Raw genomic sequence first — 15956 nt, forward strand, 5'->3', positions numbered from 1 at the left:
TTAACCTTACTACAGGTCTTTCCTATTTGCTACCTTTTTTTATCTCTACTTTGTCACTCATCATTGTAACACCTACAGCTTCATACGAAGATTCCCAGCGTTTTCCTTGACAAGCCAATAGGGAAGCTGTTAAAATAAGAATACCTATGAAAATAGGCCCTCTGGGGCTGAAAAAACAAGAAAACGGCAGAGAACTGCCAGTTGAATTGAGATGATAATGTGATCAAGAGTATGACCGGCTATGGAAGGTTTGAAGGAGTGATTGAAGGCCGTCAAATTACGGTGGAGATCAAATCGGTTAACCACCGCTATTTTGAGTTCTCTTCGAGGATTACCCGCGGGTATGGATTTTTGGAGGAACGGCTCAAGGGATACCTCCAGGAGCGAGTGGCCCGAGGAAAAGTGGACGCATATGTATCCATCGAGACGTTGGAAGATGCCGAGGCCCAGGTACAAGTAAACCATTCCTTAGCGGCAGGATATGTAAACGCCTTGCATGAACTCGCACAGCGATACAATCTTCGGGATGACCTTTCTGTGAGTACGCTCTCCCGCTATTCCGAGATTTTTTCCGTGCATAAGGCGCCGGAGGACGAAGATGCTATTTGGAGAATCGTCCAGCAAGGTGCGGATTTTGCAATGGAATCTTTCCTTGCCATGCGCGAGCGCGAAGGCCAGCGCATGAAAGAGGATGTCTCCTCCCATGCGGAAAGGATTCTCCAATTGGTCGATCAGATCGAAGCGCGTTCCCCACAGACGGTGGTGGAATATCAGCAGAAGTTGCAGGCGCGTCTGGAAGAGATGCTGGCAGATGTGAAAATCGACGAACAGCGTATCCTAACGGAGGCGGCGATCTTTGCAGACAAAGTCGCCGTAGCGGAGGAAACCGTGCGGCTCCGCAGCCATTTTGACCAGATGCATCAAATGTTGGAATCCGGGGAACCCGTGGGCCGCAAGCTGGATTTCCTTGTGCAGGAGATGAACCGTGAAGCGAACACCATCGGTTCCAAGGCGGTGGATTCCCAGATCGCCTATCTGGTGGTGGATATCAAGGCGGAAATCGAAAAAATTCGGGAACAAATTCAAAATATTGAATAAGGATTGGCGATAGGAGGCATTTTCAACATGAAGCTCATCAACATCGGCTTTGGCAACATGGTTTCTGCAAACCGGTTGGTTGCCATCGTAAGCCCTGAGTCTGCGCCAATCAAGCGTATCATTCAGGATGCCAAGGAGCGCGGTTCTTTGATCGACGCGACTTATGGCCGCCGTACCCGTGCGGTGATCGTCACGGACAGCGATCACGTGATTCTTTCTGCGGTGCAGCCGGAGACGGTTGCCAACCGTCTGAACGACCGCGACGAGGACCTTGAAGACGAGGAGGAACTCGACGAGGATGACTAAGGGATTGATGGTGGTGCTTTCCGGTCCGTCCGGTGCGGGGAAGGATACGATTCTCCATACGCTTTTGCAGCGTGATCCGCGCGTTAAGCTCTCTATTTCCGCTACAACGCGGAAACCGCGTGAGGGCGAGGTGGACGGACAGCATTATTATTTTGTCACAAGGGAACAGTTCCTTGCCATGCGGGAGCGCGGCGAAGTACTGGAAAGCGCCGAATATTGCGGCAATTTCTACGGGACGCCGGAAAAGCCGATCCGGGATTGGATGGCCGCAGGAAACGACGTAATCCTGGAGATCGAGGTGCAGGGTGGAGCGCAGGTTAAGCAAAAATGCCCGGACTGCGTAGGGATTTTTATTTTGCCCCCTTCGATCAAGGAGCTTGAACGCCGCCTGCGCGACCGTGGTACCGAAACGGAGGAAGCCATTCAAAAGCGTTTGGACGCCGCCTGTGGGGAAATTCAGCACGCGAGGGATTATGACTATGTGGTCATCAACGATACAGTTGAAAACGCTGTTGAGGCGATTCAACATATTCTCCGCGCGGAGAAATACAGCAAGTGCAGAAATTTTGATACGATAGAAGGAGTTCTGAACAATGATTAAACCGATTGAAGATTCCAGCCTTGGCCCGAACCAGAGCCGCTATTCCTTTGTGGTGGGCATTGCCAAGCGTGCCCGTGAAATCGCTGGGGAAGCAGAAGAGAAGGGGGAAATTTTGATCGAAAAGCCCGTTGACCTCGCATTGGAAGAGTATGCGGAGCACAAATTCCAGATCATTGAAACCCCGGAACCCAACGACGATGATCCGGAAATGTAATGCCAATCCTTTTTGCACGTGTGGCGGTAGAGAATACCGCCTATCATTTTGACAAAGCATTTGATTACCTCATACCGGAAGAGCTTTTAGAACAGGCCAAGCCGGGCTGCCGGGTTCTTGTGCCGTTTGGCGCTGGGAACGCACAACGGCTTGCGATGATTCTGGAGGTTTCTCCGGAAAAGGAAACCCAAAATACGACGAAACAAGTGGTGGCGGTGCTGGATGAAGCGCCGCTTCTTACTAATGAAGCCATCCAGCTAGTCTTTTGGCTCAAGGACCGCTACTTTTGTACGCTGTTTGAAGCGGTGAAGCTGCTGCTTCCTGCAGGGATTCATTACCGGATGAAAACCGAGTATGCCCTGGCAAAAGGCAGGCCAGTGGAGAAGGAGGCGCTTTCCAAAGAGGAATCTGCGCTGATCGAGTACCTCGCCGGAAAAGGCAAGCCCGTCGAACGTGAGAAACTACTCAAGGCCATGGGACTTCCTGCGGACAGCCCATTGCCGGAAAATCTGTTTAAGCGCGGTCTGCTGGAAAAGACGGGCGCCGCCGTGCGGCAAATCAAGGATGCAGCGCAGAAGATGGTCCGGCTTACTGGCGAAGAATCACCCTCTAAGCTGACGCCAAAGCAGCGGGCAGTATGCCAGGTTTTGCAAGAGGCGGGAGCAGCTTCTCTGAAAGAGCTGTGCTATTTCGCAGGAGTGACGCCTGCTGTGGTCAATGCACTGGTGACAAAGGGCGTGGTCTGTTACTACGAAGCGGAGGTCTACCGAAATCCCTACGATCAGGTGCAGGACCCGGCAGAGGAAAAGGAAATTGTCCTTTCAGAAGAGCAGCAAACGGCCTTTCAAAATCTGTTGGCCCAGTACCGCGAGGAAACCGGAGGTGTCTCTTTGCTGTTTGGCGTCACAGGAAGCGGGAAGACTTCGGTCTTCATGCGCTTGATCGACGAGGTGCTCGCCGATGGGAAGAACGTCATTGTCATGGTGCCGGAGATCTCGCTGACGCCGCAAAGCCTGGCGCTGTTCCATCGCCGGTATGGACGGCGAGTGGCGGTATTTCATAGCGGCCTCTCGCTTTCCGAGCGCTTGGACGAATGGAAACGGGTGCGCCGCGGGGAAGTTTCCATCGCGGTCGGCACGCGGTCGGCGGTGTTCGCCCCATTCGATAACCTGGGGCTGGTGATTTTGGACGAAGAGCAGGAGCACACCTATAAGTCGGAGTCTTCGCCGCGCTACCATGCGCGGGATGTGGCAAAGTTCCGCTGCGCGTATCACAAGACGCTCTTGGTGCTCGCCTCTGCAACGCCGTCCATTGAGAGCTATTATTATGCGCAGACGGGGCGCTATACATTGAACCAGCTGCCGCACCGCTACGGTGGAGCAAGGCTTCCTAAGGTCCGGTTTGTGGACATGAATCGGGAATTGGAGGCCGGAAACGACAGCATTTACAGCCGGGAACTGCTGACAGAAATTGAAAAAAACAGAAAAGTTCATAAGCAGTCCATTATTTTGTTAAATCGGCGTGGTTACAATACGTTTGTATCCTGCAAAGCGTGTGGGAACGTCGTAACCTGCCCGAATTGCAGCATTTCCCTGACCTACCACGCCGCGAATCAACGGCTGATGTGCCACTACTGCGGGTACTCCGTACCGTTTTCAACGGAATGTCCCACCTGCCATGAGAATAAAGTCCACTATGCGGGATTTGGAACCCAACGCGCAGAAGAACAATTGCGGAAACTGCTCCCGGAGGTGCGGGTCCTGCGGCTGGACACGGACGCTGCTATGACACGCTTTGCCTATGAGGAAAAGTTACAGAGCTTTGCCCGCGGCGAGTACGATGTGATTGTCGGCACGCAAATGGTGGCAAAGGGATTGGATTTTGAGAATGTCACTCTGGTGGGCGTGCTCTCCGCAGACCAGGCGCTGTATGGGGACGATTTCCGCAGCTATGAGCGCGCTTTTGACCTGTTGACGCAGGTGGCCGGACGCGCAGGCCGCGGCCAATACGAGGGGGAAGCCATTATCCAGACCTTTACGCCGGAGAATACCGTGCTTTCCCTGGCAGCCCGGCAGGATTATCCCGCTTTTTATGAGGGGGAGATCGCCGTGCGCAAGGGGATGTTATATCCGCCGTTTGCAGATCTGTGCGTGGTCGGATTTGTTGGGACGCGGGAAGAAAAGGTCGCGCGTGCAAGCGAAGCCTTTTTGCAAATGCTCCGCACCCTGGCCCAGGCGGAATACCCACAGGAGCCGATGCGGGTTTTAAATCCCTCTCCCGCATTAATCAGCAAGGTTAGCAATAAATATAGGTATAAATTGATCGTGAAATGCCGGAACAGCCGGAACTTCCGCAGGATGATTTCCCGGCTATTGACCGATTTTGCAAAGGACCGGACGTTCAGCGATGTAACTGCCTTTGCGGACATCAATCCGGATATGATTTTATAAAGAAGAGGAACTATAAAAAATAAGAGTTTAATATGGGAGGAATTACAATGGCCATTCGCAATATTGTAAAAGATGGGGACGAAATCCTGACGAAGGTTTGCCGTCCGGTCGAAAAATTCGACGAGAAATTGGGCGTTTTGCTGGACGATATGATCGAGACGATGAAGTCTGCGGACGGCGTCGGCCTCGCAGCGCCACAGGTGGGCATCCGCCGCCGCGTCGTGGTGATCGATGTGGGGAGCGGCCCCATCGAAATGGTAAATCCGGAGATCGTGGAGCAGAGCGGCGAGCAGGAATGCGTCGAAGGGTGCCTGTCCTTCCCGGGGCAGTATGGAATTACCAAGCGCCCGATGCGCGTCCTGGTGCGCGCCCAGAACCGCGAGGGCAAGACCTTTGAGCTGGAAGGGGAAGAACTGCTGGCAACCGCCTGTTGCCATGAGATCGACCACCTCAACGGCGTGGTGTTCAAATCCCATGTTTTGCGGATGCTGTCCCCGGAGGAGCTACAGAAACTTCAGTAATTTAATCGCGGATAGGATGATGAAAATTGCGGATTCTATTTATGGGAACGCCGGATTTTGCCGTTCCATGCCTGCAAAGCCTGCTGGACGCAGGACATGAGGTATGTGCGGTATTTACCCAACCGGATAAGCCGAAGGGCCGGGGCTATGCCATGACGCCGCCGCCGGTGAAAGTGCTGGCGATGGAGCACGATATACCGGTCTATCAGCCGAAAACGCTGCGCACGCCCGAAGCGGCGCAGCAGATCCGAGAGATGCAGCCCGACTGCATTGTCGTTGTGGCATATGGAAAGATTTTGCCCAAGGAGATTTTGGATATCCCGCCGCACGGCTGCATCAACGTGCATGCGTCCCTGCTTCCGAAATACCGCGGGGCGGCGCCCATTCAATGGGCGGTGCTCAACGGCGATCCAGAGACCGGAGTCACAACCATGTACATGGCCGAGGGACTGGATACAGGCGACATGCTTTTGAAATCGCGTACAGAGATCGGGCCGGAGGAGACTTCTGGTGAGCTGCACGACCGCCTTTCCCAAATGGGGGCGGAATTGATCGTGGAAACCTTGAAGGAGGTCGAAGCGGGCACGGTCCGCTGCACACCGCAGGGCGATGCAGAGACCAGCTATGCTTCCGTGCTGACCAAGGAACTCGGCAAGATCGATTGGGGCCGTCCGGCAGGGGAGCTGCACAATTTGGTGCGCGGGCTTTCCCCTTGGCCTGTAGCGGAGACGGTGTATAACAAAAAACGCCTGAAGATACACCGGGCAAAGGTCATCCCAGGATTCGGCGGTGCGCCGGGCGAAGTAGCCCGCCGCAAGGATTGCTTTGTGGTGGCCTGCGGGGACAATACCGCCCTGGAGTTGGAGACGGTTCAATATGAGGGCGGAAAGAGAATGGGCGGAAAAGAGTTCCTATGTGGGCACCGGCTTGACCAAGGCGCAGTGCTTGGAGAGGCAAAGGAGTAACATTGATGGGATTTTATTATTTTGATTACACGTATTTCTTATTCATGCTGCCGGCCCTGCTCATCAGTATGGTTGCGCAGTTCAAGGTGAACTCCACCTTCCAGAAGTATTCACGTGTCAATACCGCACGCAATATGACTGGGGCGGACGCCGCCATGCGTGTGATGCAGTACGGCGGTGCATACGGTGTGCAGATTCGCCATATCGGAGGAAGCTTAAACGACAATTTCAACCCGTCCACCGGGATCATCAGCCTATCGGACCCGGTATACGCGGCAACGTCCGTTTCGGCGGTGGGTGTGGCGGCGCATGAGGCGGGCCACGCGGTCCAACACGCACAGGGGTATTTTCCCAATAAGATTCGCTCTGCGTTGGTGCCTGTCACACAGATCGGTTCCCGACTGGCAATGCCGTTGATTCTGATTGGTCTGCTTTTGCCGGTACAGTATGATGTCGTGGTAAACATCGGTATTGCGCTGTACAGTCTTTCTGTTCTGTTCCAGCTGGTCACCTTGCCGGTGGAATTCAATGCGAGCGCCAGAGCGCTTCAAGCGCTGGACGCAACGGGCATTTTGTATCCAGAGGAGTTGGAGGGGGCCAAAAAGGTGCTTCGTGCGGCGGCTATGACGTATGTGGCTGCGACGTTTACAGCATTTTTGTCCCTGTTGCGTCTGCTTCTGATCTTTGGGGGCAGGAGGAATGACAATTGATGGCGGATGCAAGAGCAGCCGCGTTAGCGGCTTTGCTGCATGTGGATGAAAACGAGGGGTTTTCAAATTTGGTGTTGGATAAAACCCTTGCGAGATTCGCCTTGGAGCCGCGCGACGCGGCTTTGGCGTCCGCCATTTTTTATGGCGTGTTGGAGCGCCGCCTGACTCTGGATTATTATATCGGGCAATTTGCCCGCACCCCTATCCATAAGATGACGCCGCAGGTGCGGGAGATCCTCCGTATTGGCGCCTATCAGATTCTATACCTTGAGAAAATCCCACCGAGCGCCGCTGTAAACGTGGCCGTGGAGTTGGCAAAACAAAATAAAGCTGTAAAGGCATCTGGCTTTATCAACGCGGTGCTGCGCAACCTGGTCCGGAGCCGGGAAAAGCTGCAGTTACCGGATGAGAAAGAGAACCCGCTCCGGCATCTCAGCTTGAAATATTCGTGCCCAGAGTGGCTGATTTCTCTATGGCAAAAGGCCTATGGGCCGCAGTGTACTGGGCTTTTGCTGGATTCTCTTTCCGAGCACCCACCGATCTATATCCGCTTGAATAATACGAAGGGCGATGAGGAATACTTACTGCGTCGGATGATGGAAGAAAATGTAAAGGTGAATACCATTACATGGATTCCGCATGCGGCAGTGCTGGAAGCGTCCGGTTCCGTGTCGTCTTTGGATTCTTTTCAAGAGGGATTGTTCCATGTACAGGATCTTTCCTCGCAATTGTGTGCAACACTCCTGGAGGCAAAGCCGGGGGAGCGCGTGTTGGACGTTTGTGCGGCGCCGGGAGGTAAGACATTTACCATCGCGGAACAGATGGAAAACAGCGGGGAGGTTCTCGCCTTTGACCAATATAAAGGGAAGGTACGCTTGATCCGTGAGGGAGCAAAGCGGTTGGGGCTGACCTGTATCCATGCGGAACTCCGCGACGCCCTGCGGCCGGAAAAGCCTTTGGAATGTGCGGACCGTGTCCTTTGCGACGCGCCGTGTTCTGGATTGGGCATCCTCCGCCGCAAGCCGGAAATTCGATATAAATCGCCTTCTGCACTTGACAGTTTGCCGGATTTGCAGTACCGTATTCTGAGTAAAACCTCCGAATTGGTAAAAAGCGGAGGCGTTTTGCTTTACTCCACCTGTACGCTGAATCCAGCAGAAAATGGGGAGGTAGCACGGCGCTTCCTGGAAGAACATCCCGACTTTGCCCCGAGAGCGCTGTCCTTGCCGCAGGGGATGCGGCGTGCCATTGAGGAGCCGGAGAATGAATGGACGCTCATGCCGCATGTGCATGGGACGGACGGTTTCTTCGTCGCTTCCTTCCAGCGCCTGTGACAAAGGACGGATAAAAAAGCGGGAAAAGCATCCGGAAAAGCAGGCCGGTCCAGGCCGCCGGATGCGTGGGAGAGTGTAAATTTGGCTTTACAGGACATCAAATCAATGACGTTGGAAGAGTTGCGTGCGGATTTTGCCGCGCAAGGGCAGCCGGCCTTCCATGCGTTACAGGTGTACCGATGGCTCCATCGGGGCGTGCGCTCCTTTTCGGAGATGTCGGATCAATCAAAGGCATTCCGCCAAAAGCTGTCCGAACGCTATTACATAGCTGCGGCGGAAATCGAACAGCGGTTGGTTTCCAAGCTGGACGGCACAGCCAAGTATCTGCTGCGCCTGCCGGACGGCGAACATGTGGAATGCGTGCTGATGGAGTACCACCACGGCTATTCCATCTGTATTTCCAGCCAGGTGGGGTGCAAAATGAACTGTTCGTTCTGCGCCACGGGGAAAAGCGGCTTCTCTCGGAATCTGACGGCTTCCGAGATGCTTTCCCAAATCCAGACGGTTCAACAGGATCAAGGTATTCGGATTTCCAACGTGGTGCTGATGGGCATGGGGGAACCGCTTGACAACTATCAAAATGTCCTCCGTTTTTTGGAGCTGGTCTCCTCCGACGAAGGTATGAACATTGGGATGCGGCACATCTCACTTTCCACCTGTGGGATTGTGGACAAAATTTATGACCTGGCGGAGCGAAAGCTTCAACTTACGCTGTCGGTTTCTCTCCATGCACCGAACGATGCAATCCGTTCACAAACCATGCCGGTCAACAACCGATGGGGGGTAGACGAGCTTTTGACCGCCTGCCGCGCCTATGCCGAGACAACGGGACGGCGCATCTCCTTCGAATACGCGATGATCAGCGGCGTGAACGATACGGCCGCATGCGCAAAGGAGCTGGCAACGCGGCTGCACGGGATGCTGTGCCACGTCAATTTAATCCCTGTCAACGAGGTTAAAGGCAATTCCTATCGGAAGAGCTCCAACGAACAGATTCAAAGGTTTATCCGGATTCTCTCGGAGAAGGGGATCACCGCGACCGTGCGGCGAACGCTCGGTTCAGACATCAATGCTTCCTGCGGGCAGCTGCGGCGTAGGTATCAAGAGGAGGTGGCCAATGTTGCAGATCTATATGAAAACTGATATTGGCCTTGTGCGCCATTCCAATCAGGACGCGGTAAAAGCGGGCGTACTCTCCGGCAATACGGCCTGGGCCGTCGTTTGCGACGGGATGGGCGGTGCGAACGGTGGGAATATCGCCAGTGCGCTTGCGGTCGATTTGATTTCCGAGCAAATTCTCAGCTCCGGGAGCGAGCATATCACAGATCAGTCCATTAAGAACCTGATGATCTCCGCCATCTACAATGCAAATGTGGCGATCTACGACCGCGCAATGGCGGATGAAACCCTGGCGGGGATGGGTACCACGGTAGTGGCGGCCATCGTCTCCGGCGGGGTGGCGCATATCGCCCATGCAGGGGATAGCCGGGCCTACCTGCTCACGCGGGAAGGCCTGCGGCAAATTACAACGGACCACTCAATGGTGCAGGAATTGGTAAACAGCGGGGATCTGACCACCCAACAGGCCAGGCGTCACCCGCAGAAGAATATTATCACCCGCGCGTTGGGCGTGGAATCTGGCATCGAGATCGACTACTGCGAATGTAAATTTTCCGGCGATGATCTGCTGCTTCTCTGCACAGACGGTTTGACCAACTATGTGGAGGAAGAGCAGATCGAGCGGCTCGCCCGGGAACTGGAGGCCCGGCTTCTGCCGGATCGACTGATCGCTTTGGCAAAGAGCGGCGGCGGCGGGGACAATGTCACGGTCGCTGTTATCAGACACTAACGGTATTGGAGATGATGTTTCATGGATAAGTATACGGGAAAACGGCTTGATGGGCGCTATGAGATTCACGAGTTGATTGGTGTTGGAGGAATGGCGTATGTATACCGCGCCTACGATATTATTGACGACCGCACGGTTGCAATCAAGATTCTGAAGGACGAATTCCTGGGAAATCAGGATTTTATCCGCCGCTTCAAGAACGAATCCAAGGCCATCGCGGTCCTCTCCCATCCCAATATTGTGAAGGTGTACGACGTCAGCTTCGGCGACCGTATCCAGTACATTGTGGAGGAATACATCGACGGCATTACCTTGAAAGAATATCTGGACCAGCAGCGTGAGCTCAAATGGAAAGAGGCGGTCCACTTCACCCTGCAAATCCTGCGTGCACTGAATCATGCGCACAGCAAAGGCATTGTCCACCGGGACATCAAGCCGCAGAATATCATGCTGTTGCAGGATGGCACCATCAAGGTGACGGATTTCGGCATCGCCCGCTTCTCCCGCAGCGAAACGCGCACCATGACCGACAAGGCGATCGGCTCCGTCCACTATATTGCGCCGGAACAGGCGCGCGGGGAGGTGGCCGACGAGCGTGCGGACATCTATTCTGTGGGCGTGATGCTGTATGAGATGTTGACGGGCACCCTGCCGTTTGAGGCGGATAACGCGGTCTCCGTGGCGATCATGCAGCTGCAAGCGGATCCCAAACCGCCACGCGACATCAACCCCGCCATCCCGGAGGGGCTGGAAGAGATCACCATGCGCGCTATGCAGAAAAATCCCGACCAGCGGTATCAATCCGCGGCGGAAATGCTGGAGGATATTGAGGCGTTCCAGCGCAACCCAAGCATCAGCTTCCAGTATAAGTATTTTATCGATGAGAAGCCCACGAAATACGTGAATGCCATCAGCGCCGTGCGCAATGGCCGGGCGCCTTCCTACAACGATGGATACGACTACGACGACTATGAGGAAGAACCTCCGCGCCGTAGGCAGAGCAGCAGCGGTGGAAACAACAAAAAGACCATGATGGTGGTCTTGGGCATTCTGGCGGCCTTTCTGATCGTCGCGCTGAGCATTGGCATTGCGGCGATTTTCCGCAGCTGTAGTACACAGCCGGACGACACGATGACCATGCCGAACCTGGTCGGGCAGCTATATACAGACGTCCAGAACAACGAAGAATATGCGTTCAAATTCTCTGTGGAAACGAGGGAGGATTCCTCGCAGGAGACGGGAATTATTTTGGATCAGACGCCTGCGGCTGGCATGTCTGTCAAGAAAGATGGAGAGGTCCTGCTGGTGGTTAACAGCGGTGCGAAAACCATCAACGTGCCGGACGTAACGAATTACCTCCAGGCGGATGCAGAGCAAACGCTGCAAAACGCAGGGTTCGAAACCACGGTCATTGAAGTGCCAGATGATAAAATCGCAGCCGGCTATGTCACAAGCACGGAGCCAAAGGGCAACGCCACGGCGCCGGAGGGCAGCACCGTCAAGATTTTGGTCAGCACCGGACCGGAAAATGAACAGATCGCGGTTCCGAATGTGATTGACAAAAATATCGAGGCGGCAAGAACCGAAATTGAGGCCGCAGGGCTTCAGGTGGGTGATGTCACTCTTCAGGACGACAGCGACAAGCCGGAGAATACCGTCATTGAGACCAACCCGCTGCCGGGCGTGCCGGTCGATCCGGACACCAAGGTCAACATTGTGGTCAGCTCCGGAAAGCAGTCGGAAAAGACCCTGGAGGCCAATGTGCATTTGCCGCTGAATGTCTCCCACGACATCGAGCTCAAAGCGTATCTCGACGGCACCGTGATGGAAGACGGCGTCCGCACGGTGAACCCGGCTTACAACAATCTCTGCACCATCAAGGTAACGGGCACCTCGGGACAGAAGACCTTGGTGATTGAGCTGGATGGCAATAAGTATGCGGTGTTTATTATGGACTTCGACACCGGGAAGCCCAGCCAGGTGGAGAGCTATCCATATGTCGATCCCGGTTCGCCTTCTTCGGATACACCCGGAACAGACACAGAGGAAGATTGGGGCGATATTCCGACCGATCTCCCCATCACGCCGACCGAATGAGCTGTATGAACGAGATGTTAAACGGACGAATCATCAAGGGAATCGGCGGTTTCTACTATGTGGAAACGGCCAAAGAATTGTATTCGTGTAAGGCGAGGGGCGTGTTCCGAAAAAAGAGGATCACGCCCCTTGTGGGCGACCAGGTGCAAATTCGCCTGGATGCGGATGGCACCGGATACATCGAAGAGATCCTTCCGCGCAAGAATTTTCTCACGCGTCCGCCGGTGGCCAATATCGACCAGTTGATCGTCGTCACCTCTGTGTGCGATCCTTCCCCGAATCCCCTGCTGATCGACGAGGCGGTCGCCGCCGCAGAGGACAAAGGGATCGAACCGGTTGTCGTGGTTTCTAAGACGGATTTGCAGAGCGGCGAATGGCTGCGAGAGATCTATGAGAAAGCAGGCATCCCGTTCTTTGCCGTTTCGTCGGTCACGGATGAAGGGGTGGAGGCGGTCAAGGCCCTTTTGAAGGGAAAGATCACTGCGTTCACGGGCAACTCCGGCGTGGGAAAATCTTCACTGCTCAACCGCATTGACAACCGGTTGGCACTGGAAACCGGTGAGATCAGCCAAAAGCTCGGCAGAGGGCGGCACACCACCCGCAAAGTCGAACTTTTGAAGCTGGACGGCAGCAGCTATGTGGCAGACACGCCCGGTTTTTCGTCCATTTCCTTGGAACAGTGCGATTTGGTGCGCAAAGAAAATTTGCAGTTCTGTTTCCGCGAATTCGAACCGTATCGCAATGCATGTAAATTTTCCTCCTGTTCGCATACCTGCGAAAAGGGATGCGCGGTATTGCAGGCCGTTGAGGACGGGAAGATCCATCCCTCCCGCCACGCCAGCTATGTGGCGATGTATAACGAAGTAAAGGACCTTAAAGAATGGGAAATGAAATGAAGCGTTGCATCATCCTCGGTTCTGCACCTGTGGAGGACGGCGGAATCTTTGACCGGTTTGACGCACAGGACGCCTTTCTCATCTGTGCGGACGGCGGCATGGACACGGCGCGCAAGTATGGCGTTCAGCCGAATCTATTGATTGGGGATTTTGATTCCATGCAGGGAAGCCTCCCGGACGGGATCGAGACCATCCGGCTAAAGCCGGAGAAAGACGACACGGATCTTTTGGCTGCGGTTCGGGAAGGTTTGCAACGCGGCTATCGGGAATACATCCTGTTGGGCGCGCTGGGCGGGGAGCGGTTTGACCACTCCTATGCCAACCTCTGTGTGCTGCAATTTTTGGCGCATGAGGGCTGCCGGGCTGTGCTTGCCGAGAAAGGGACCTATATCTTCCTGCTGCGCGAGGGGCAAACCGAGCCGCTTCTTCAATTGCGCGGGGCGACGTTTTCCGCTTTTCCGTTTGGCTGTCCGGACTGTACGGTCAGCTATGAAGGAATGCAGTATCCGCTGACACGAAAGCCTCTGCGTTCGGATTTTCCGCTCGGTGTCAGCAATCGGATTTTATCCGATCAAGCGGCGGTGACCGTCCATCAGGGGGAAATGCTTGGAATTGTATATCAGCCGTAAATCACAGATTGAATGGAATTCATAGAAAAATGGCGCAACGCCCGTACATTGGCCTTCGTATTTGGCCGGTGTGCGGGCTTATTTTTTCCCGAGAGGCCGCTAGTAATGTGTAACCATAACCACAGTGCCATTGCCATCCAACAGGTTTGCCCGTTCCTATGTATTTTTCCGGAACCAAAACTGTTCCCTGCGTATATACTGTTACTACAGCGGAACAAAAGAAGCATTGCCGCTGATACACATAAGGGAAACGAGGCGATGGAAAATGCGGTGCAGAGGGAAATGCTGTAAAGGTGCAGTTTGCTCTCAAGTAGGGCAATGTGCCGTCACATTTGGCCTGGGCCTTGTTTGCTCTTGCTTCTGCCCGGTCGGTCTGATCATGTTTGTGGTGGCGGTCATACTGGTGATACTGGGAATCGCGCTCCTGCGGAGCGGAACATAATTGGGAGGTTTTCGCTATGAAAGTCGTTGTTGTGAAGGGTTCAAAATTCTGGGGCTTCATTCTGCGCAAAATGTTCCACATCAAAAAAGAGGCGTGACAGGCAATCTTTGAAAAAGCCAATGGGAGGCGTTCCCGTTGGCTTTTTTCTTGTAAAAAACAGATGGATTCGCCTCCGATTGTATGATTGCACAGGTTTTTCTCCGGTTTCTTCAAGCGCAAGCATAAAATGGACAGGAACCTCATACCTATGGGATAGAAACAGGAAAAGGAGAGAGCCTGAATGGATTATATGCTTAACCGTGAGGCGCTGGCCGCCGGCGAAGTGCTCTACGACGGGAGCCAGGAACAGCCGGTGGATCTGGACATCAGCCTGCCGGATTACTGCCCGGACATACAAAGGATCCTGAAATGTCAAGTTTATCCCCGCATCACGGGGAGGAACATCATCGGGGACCACGTAGAGCTGGAAGGGACGTACAACGTAAAAGTCTTTTATCTGGACGCGGGAGGGACGACGTTGCGCTGCTGCGAGAACAGCAGTTCGTTCTTTGCTGCGATCACGCTCAAGCAACCGGCCGAAAGCGCACACATCTTTTCGTTCACCCGCGTGGAGTATATCAACTGCCGCGCGACCAGCCCCAGGCGGCTGGATATTCACGGCGCGTTCTCCGTATGCGCCAAAGTGATCGCGCGCACGGACAGCGAAGTGGTGTGCGGCATTGAGGGCGATGAGATCGAGCAGAAGCGCCAGACGATGCCTTATAGCCGCTTGGCCGGATTCTGCGGGCAGCAATTCCCGTTGGAGGAAGTTCTGGAATTGCCGGCCTCCAAACCAGGGGCGGACAATATCCTGCGTGCGACCGCCTTTGCCAGTCTACAGGACAGCAAAGCCGTGGCCGGGAAGCTGATGGTGAAGGGCGAGGTTACACTGAAGATTTTGTATTCGTCCGTCCTGGATGAGAGCATGCTGGAGACCATGGAATACGCCATCCCATTTAGCCAGATGCTGGACGGAGGCGAATTTACGGACGACTGCCTCTGTGAAGTGAAACTCGATATAGCGGGACTGACCATTCAGGTGAAAAACGACTACTCCGGCGACAAGACCTTCTTCGATGTGCAGGCGAGCCTCTATGCGGAAGCGGTGGCCTATCAGCCAGCCGAGGTTACGGTGGTGACGGACGCCTATTCCAAGGCCTATGAGCTGGAGATCGGATACCAGCAGAAGACCTTGGAGCAGGTGGTGGAACTTCTGAACGACTCGACCATCCAGAAGAGCAGCATTTCTCTGGAAGGGACCGGCATTTCCAAGGTGTTTGATATCTGGAATGAGCTTTCCTCCGTGACTGCTGCGGAACAGGACGGCCAGATCGTCTATAAAGGGAAATTTAACGTCTGCATTCTGGCGGCCAACCAGGAGAATCGCCCGTTCTATACCGAGCGCATGGTCGATTTTGAATATGCACATCCATGGGGCGCGGAAAAGCCAAAGGAGGTCAAATGCATCTCCTGGCTCAATGTGGCGGGTATCAGCTACCGCATCACAGGGGATGGCATCGAGATCAAGGCAGAGCTGCGGCTTGAAGCCCAGGTCATCACCCAGAACAGCTTGAAAATCATCTCGGAGATCCGCGCGGACGAGGACCGGCCGCGCGCAAGGGACACCTCTGCCGCGCTCAGCATCTATTACGCAGACCCAGGCGAGAGCCTGTGGGACATCGCGCGGGCGTACTGTACCTCTGTGGACGCCATCCGGCAGGAGAACAATCTCACCGGGGAGTTCGTGGAGAGCAGGGGGATGCTGCTGATCCCCATGTGACCGCCGGATTCCGTAACGGAGCACA

The 15956-nt window shown here is 54.5% G+C and carries 16 protein-coding genes; all 16 read left to right on the forward strand.

Going from position 1 to position 15956, the window contains the following annotated elements; all coding sequences use genetic code 11:
* The first annotated feature begins 219 nt into the window (after positions 1-219).
* On the forward strand, positions 220-1098 hold the full coding sequence (locus I2E77_RS02800; RefSeq protein WP_087231945.1) for a YicC/YloC family endoribonuclease: 879 nt from the start codon (positions 220-222) through the stop codon (positions 1096-1098).
* Between the two features lie 27 nt (positions 1099-1125).
* Complete coding sequence (gene remA, locus I2E77_RS02805; RefSeq protein ID WP_054323388.1) at positions 1126-1404, forward strand: extracellular matrix/biofilm regulator RemA; 279 nt, start codon at positions 1126-1128, stop codon at positions 1402-1404.
* On the forward strand, positions 1397-2005 hold the full coding sequence (gmk, locus tag I2E77_RS02810) for a guanylate kinase (protein ID WP_191362550.1): 609 nt from the start codon (positions 1397-1399) through the stop codon (positions 2003-2005). The genes remA and gmk overlap by 8 nt, the downstream gene beginning before the upstream one ends.
* The gene (locus I2E77_RS02815) at positions 1998-2219 is read left to right on the forward strand and encodes a DNA-directed RNA polymerase subunit omega (RefSeq protein WP_087231951.1); all 222 of its coding nucleotides are present in this window, start codon (positions 1998-2000) and stop codon (positions 2217-2219) included. The genes gmk and I2E77_RS02815 overlap by 8 nt, the downstream gene beginning before the upstream one ends.
* Positions 2219-4669: a primosomal protein N' gene (gene priA, locus I2E77_RS02820; RefSeq protein WP_195450583.1), complete on the forward strand. Its 2451-nt coding sequence runs from the start codon at positions 2219-2221 to the stop codon at positions 4667-4669. Before I2E77_RS02815 ends, priA begins: the two co-directional genes overlap by 1 nt.
* Before the next feature lie 47 nt (positions 4670-4716).
* Positions 4717-5190, forward strand: a complete 474-nt coding sequence (gene def, locus I2E77_RS02825) for a peptide deformylase (RefSeq protein ID WP_087231954.1) — start codon at positions 4717-4719, stop codon at positions 5188-5190.
* A gap of 26 nt (positions 5191-5216) precedes the next feature.
* On the forward strand, positions 5217-6155 hold the full coding sequence (gene fmt / locus I2E77_RS02830) for a methionyl-tRNA formyltransferase (RefSeq protein ID WP_207738174.1): 939 nt from the start codon (positions 5217-5219) through the stop codon (positions 6153-6155).
* 5 nt (positions 6156-6160) lie between these two features.
* Positions 6161-6865 carry a zinc metallopeptidase gene (locus I2E77_RS02835; RefSeq protein WP_087231959.1) on the forward strand — a complete coding sequence of 235 codons (705 nt, stop codon included), beginning with the start codon at positions 6161-6163 and terminating at the stop codon, positions 6863-6865.
* A complete protein-coding gene (gene rsmB / locus I2E77_RS02840; protein WP_243252504.1) occupies positions 6865-8199 on the forward strand; it encodes a 16S rRNA (cytosine(967)-C(5))-methyltransferase RsmB in 1335 nt (444 codons plus the stop codon). Before I2E77_RS02835 ends, rsmB begins: the two co-directional genes overlap by 1 nt.
* Positions 8200-8304: 105 nt before the next feature.
* On the forward strand, positions 8305-9342 hold the full coding sequence (gene rlmN, locus I2E77_RS02845) for a 23S rRNA (adenine(2503)-C(2))-methyltransferase RlmN (RefSeq protein WP_191362547.1): 1038 nt from the start codon (positions 8305-8307) through the stop codon (positions 9340-9342).
* Positions 9317-10048 (forward strand): Stp1/IreP family PP2C-type Ser/Thr phosphatase, encoded by a 732-nt coding sequence (locus I2E77_RS02850; RefSeq protein WP_237966772.1) that lies wholly within the window; start codon positions 9317-9319, stop codon positions 10046-10048. The genes rlmN and I2E77_RS02850 overlap by 26 nt, the downstream gene beginning before the upstream one ends.
* A gap of 21 nt (positions 10049-10069) precedes the next feature.
* Positions 10070-12145 carry a Stk1 family PASTA domain-containing Ser/Thr kinase gene (gene pknB, locus I2E77_RS02855; protein ID WP_191448444.1) on the forward strand — a complete coding sequence of 692 codons (2076 nt, stop codon included), beginning with the start codon at positions 10070-10072 and terminating at the stop codon, positions 12143-12145.
* Positions 12146-12150: 5 nt separating this feature from the next.
* A complete protein-coding gene (rsgA, locus tag I2E77_RS02860; protein ID WP_243252505.1) occupies positions 12151-13041 on the forward strand; it encodes a ribosome small subunit-dependent GTPase A in 891 nt (296 codons plus the stop codon).
* Entirely contained in the window at positions 13038-13670 is a 633-nt protein-coding gene (locus I2E77_RS02865; protein WP_087231975.1) for a thiamine diphosphokinase, read from the forward strand. The genes rsgA and I2E77_RS02865 overlap by 4 nt, the downstream gene beginning before the upstream one ends.
* A 458-nt stretch (positions 13671-14128) precedes the next feature.
* On the forward strand, positions 14129-14209 hold the full coding sequence (gene spoVM, locus I2E77_RS14215; protein WP_140400337.1) for a stage V sporulation protein SpoVM: 81 nt from the start codon (positions 14129-14131) through the stop codon (positions 14207-14209).
* Positions 14210-14392: 183 nt separating this feature from the next.
* Positions 14393-15931 (forward strand): DUF3794 and LysM peptidoglycan-binding domain-containing protein, encoded by a 1539-nt coding sequence (locus I2E77_RS02875; protein WP_195450586.1) that lies wholly within the window; start codon positions 14393-14395, stop codon positions 15929-15931.
* Positions 15932-15956 lie beyond the last annotated feature (25 nt).

It is taken from the genome of Anaeromassilibacillus sp. 1001302B_160321_C8 (assembly GCF_015554745.1).
GTDB lineage: Bacteria > Bacillota > Clostridia > Oscillospirales > Acutalibacteraceae > Anaeromassilibacillus > Anaeromassilibacillus stercoravium.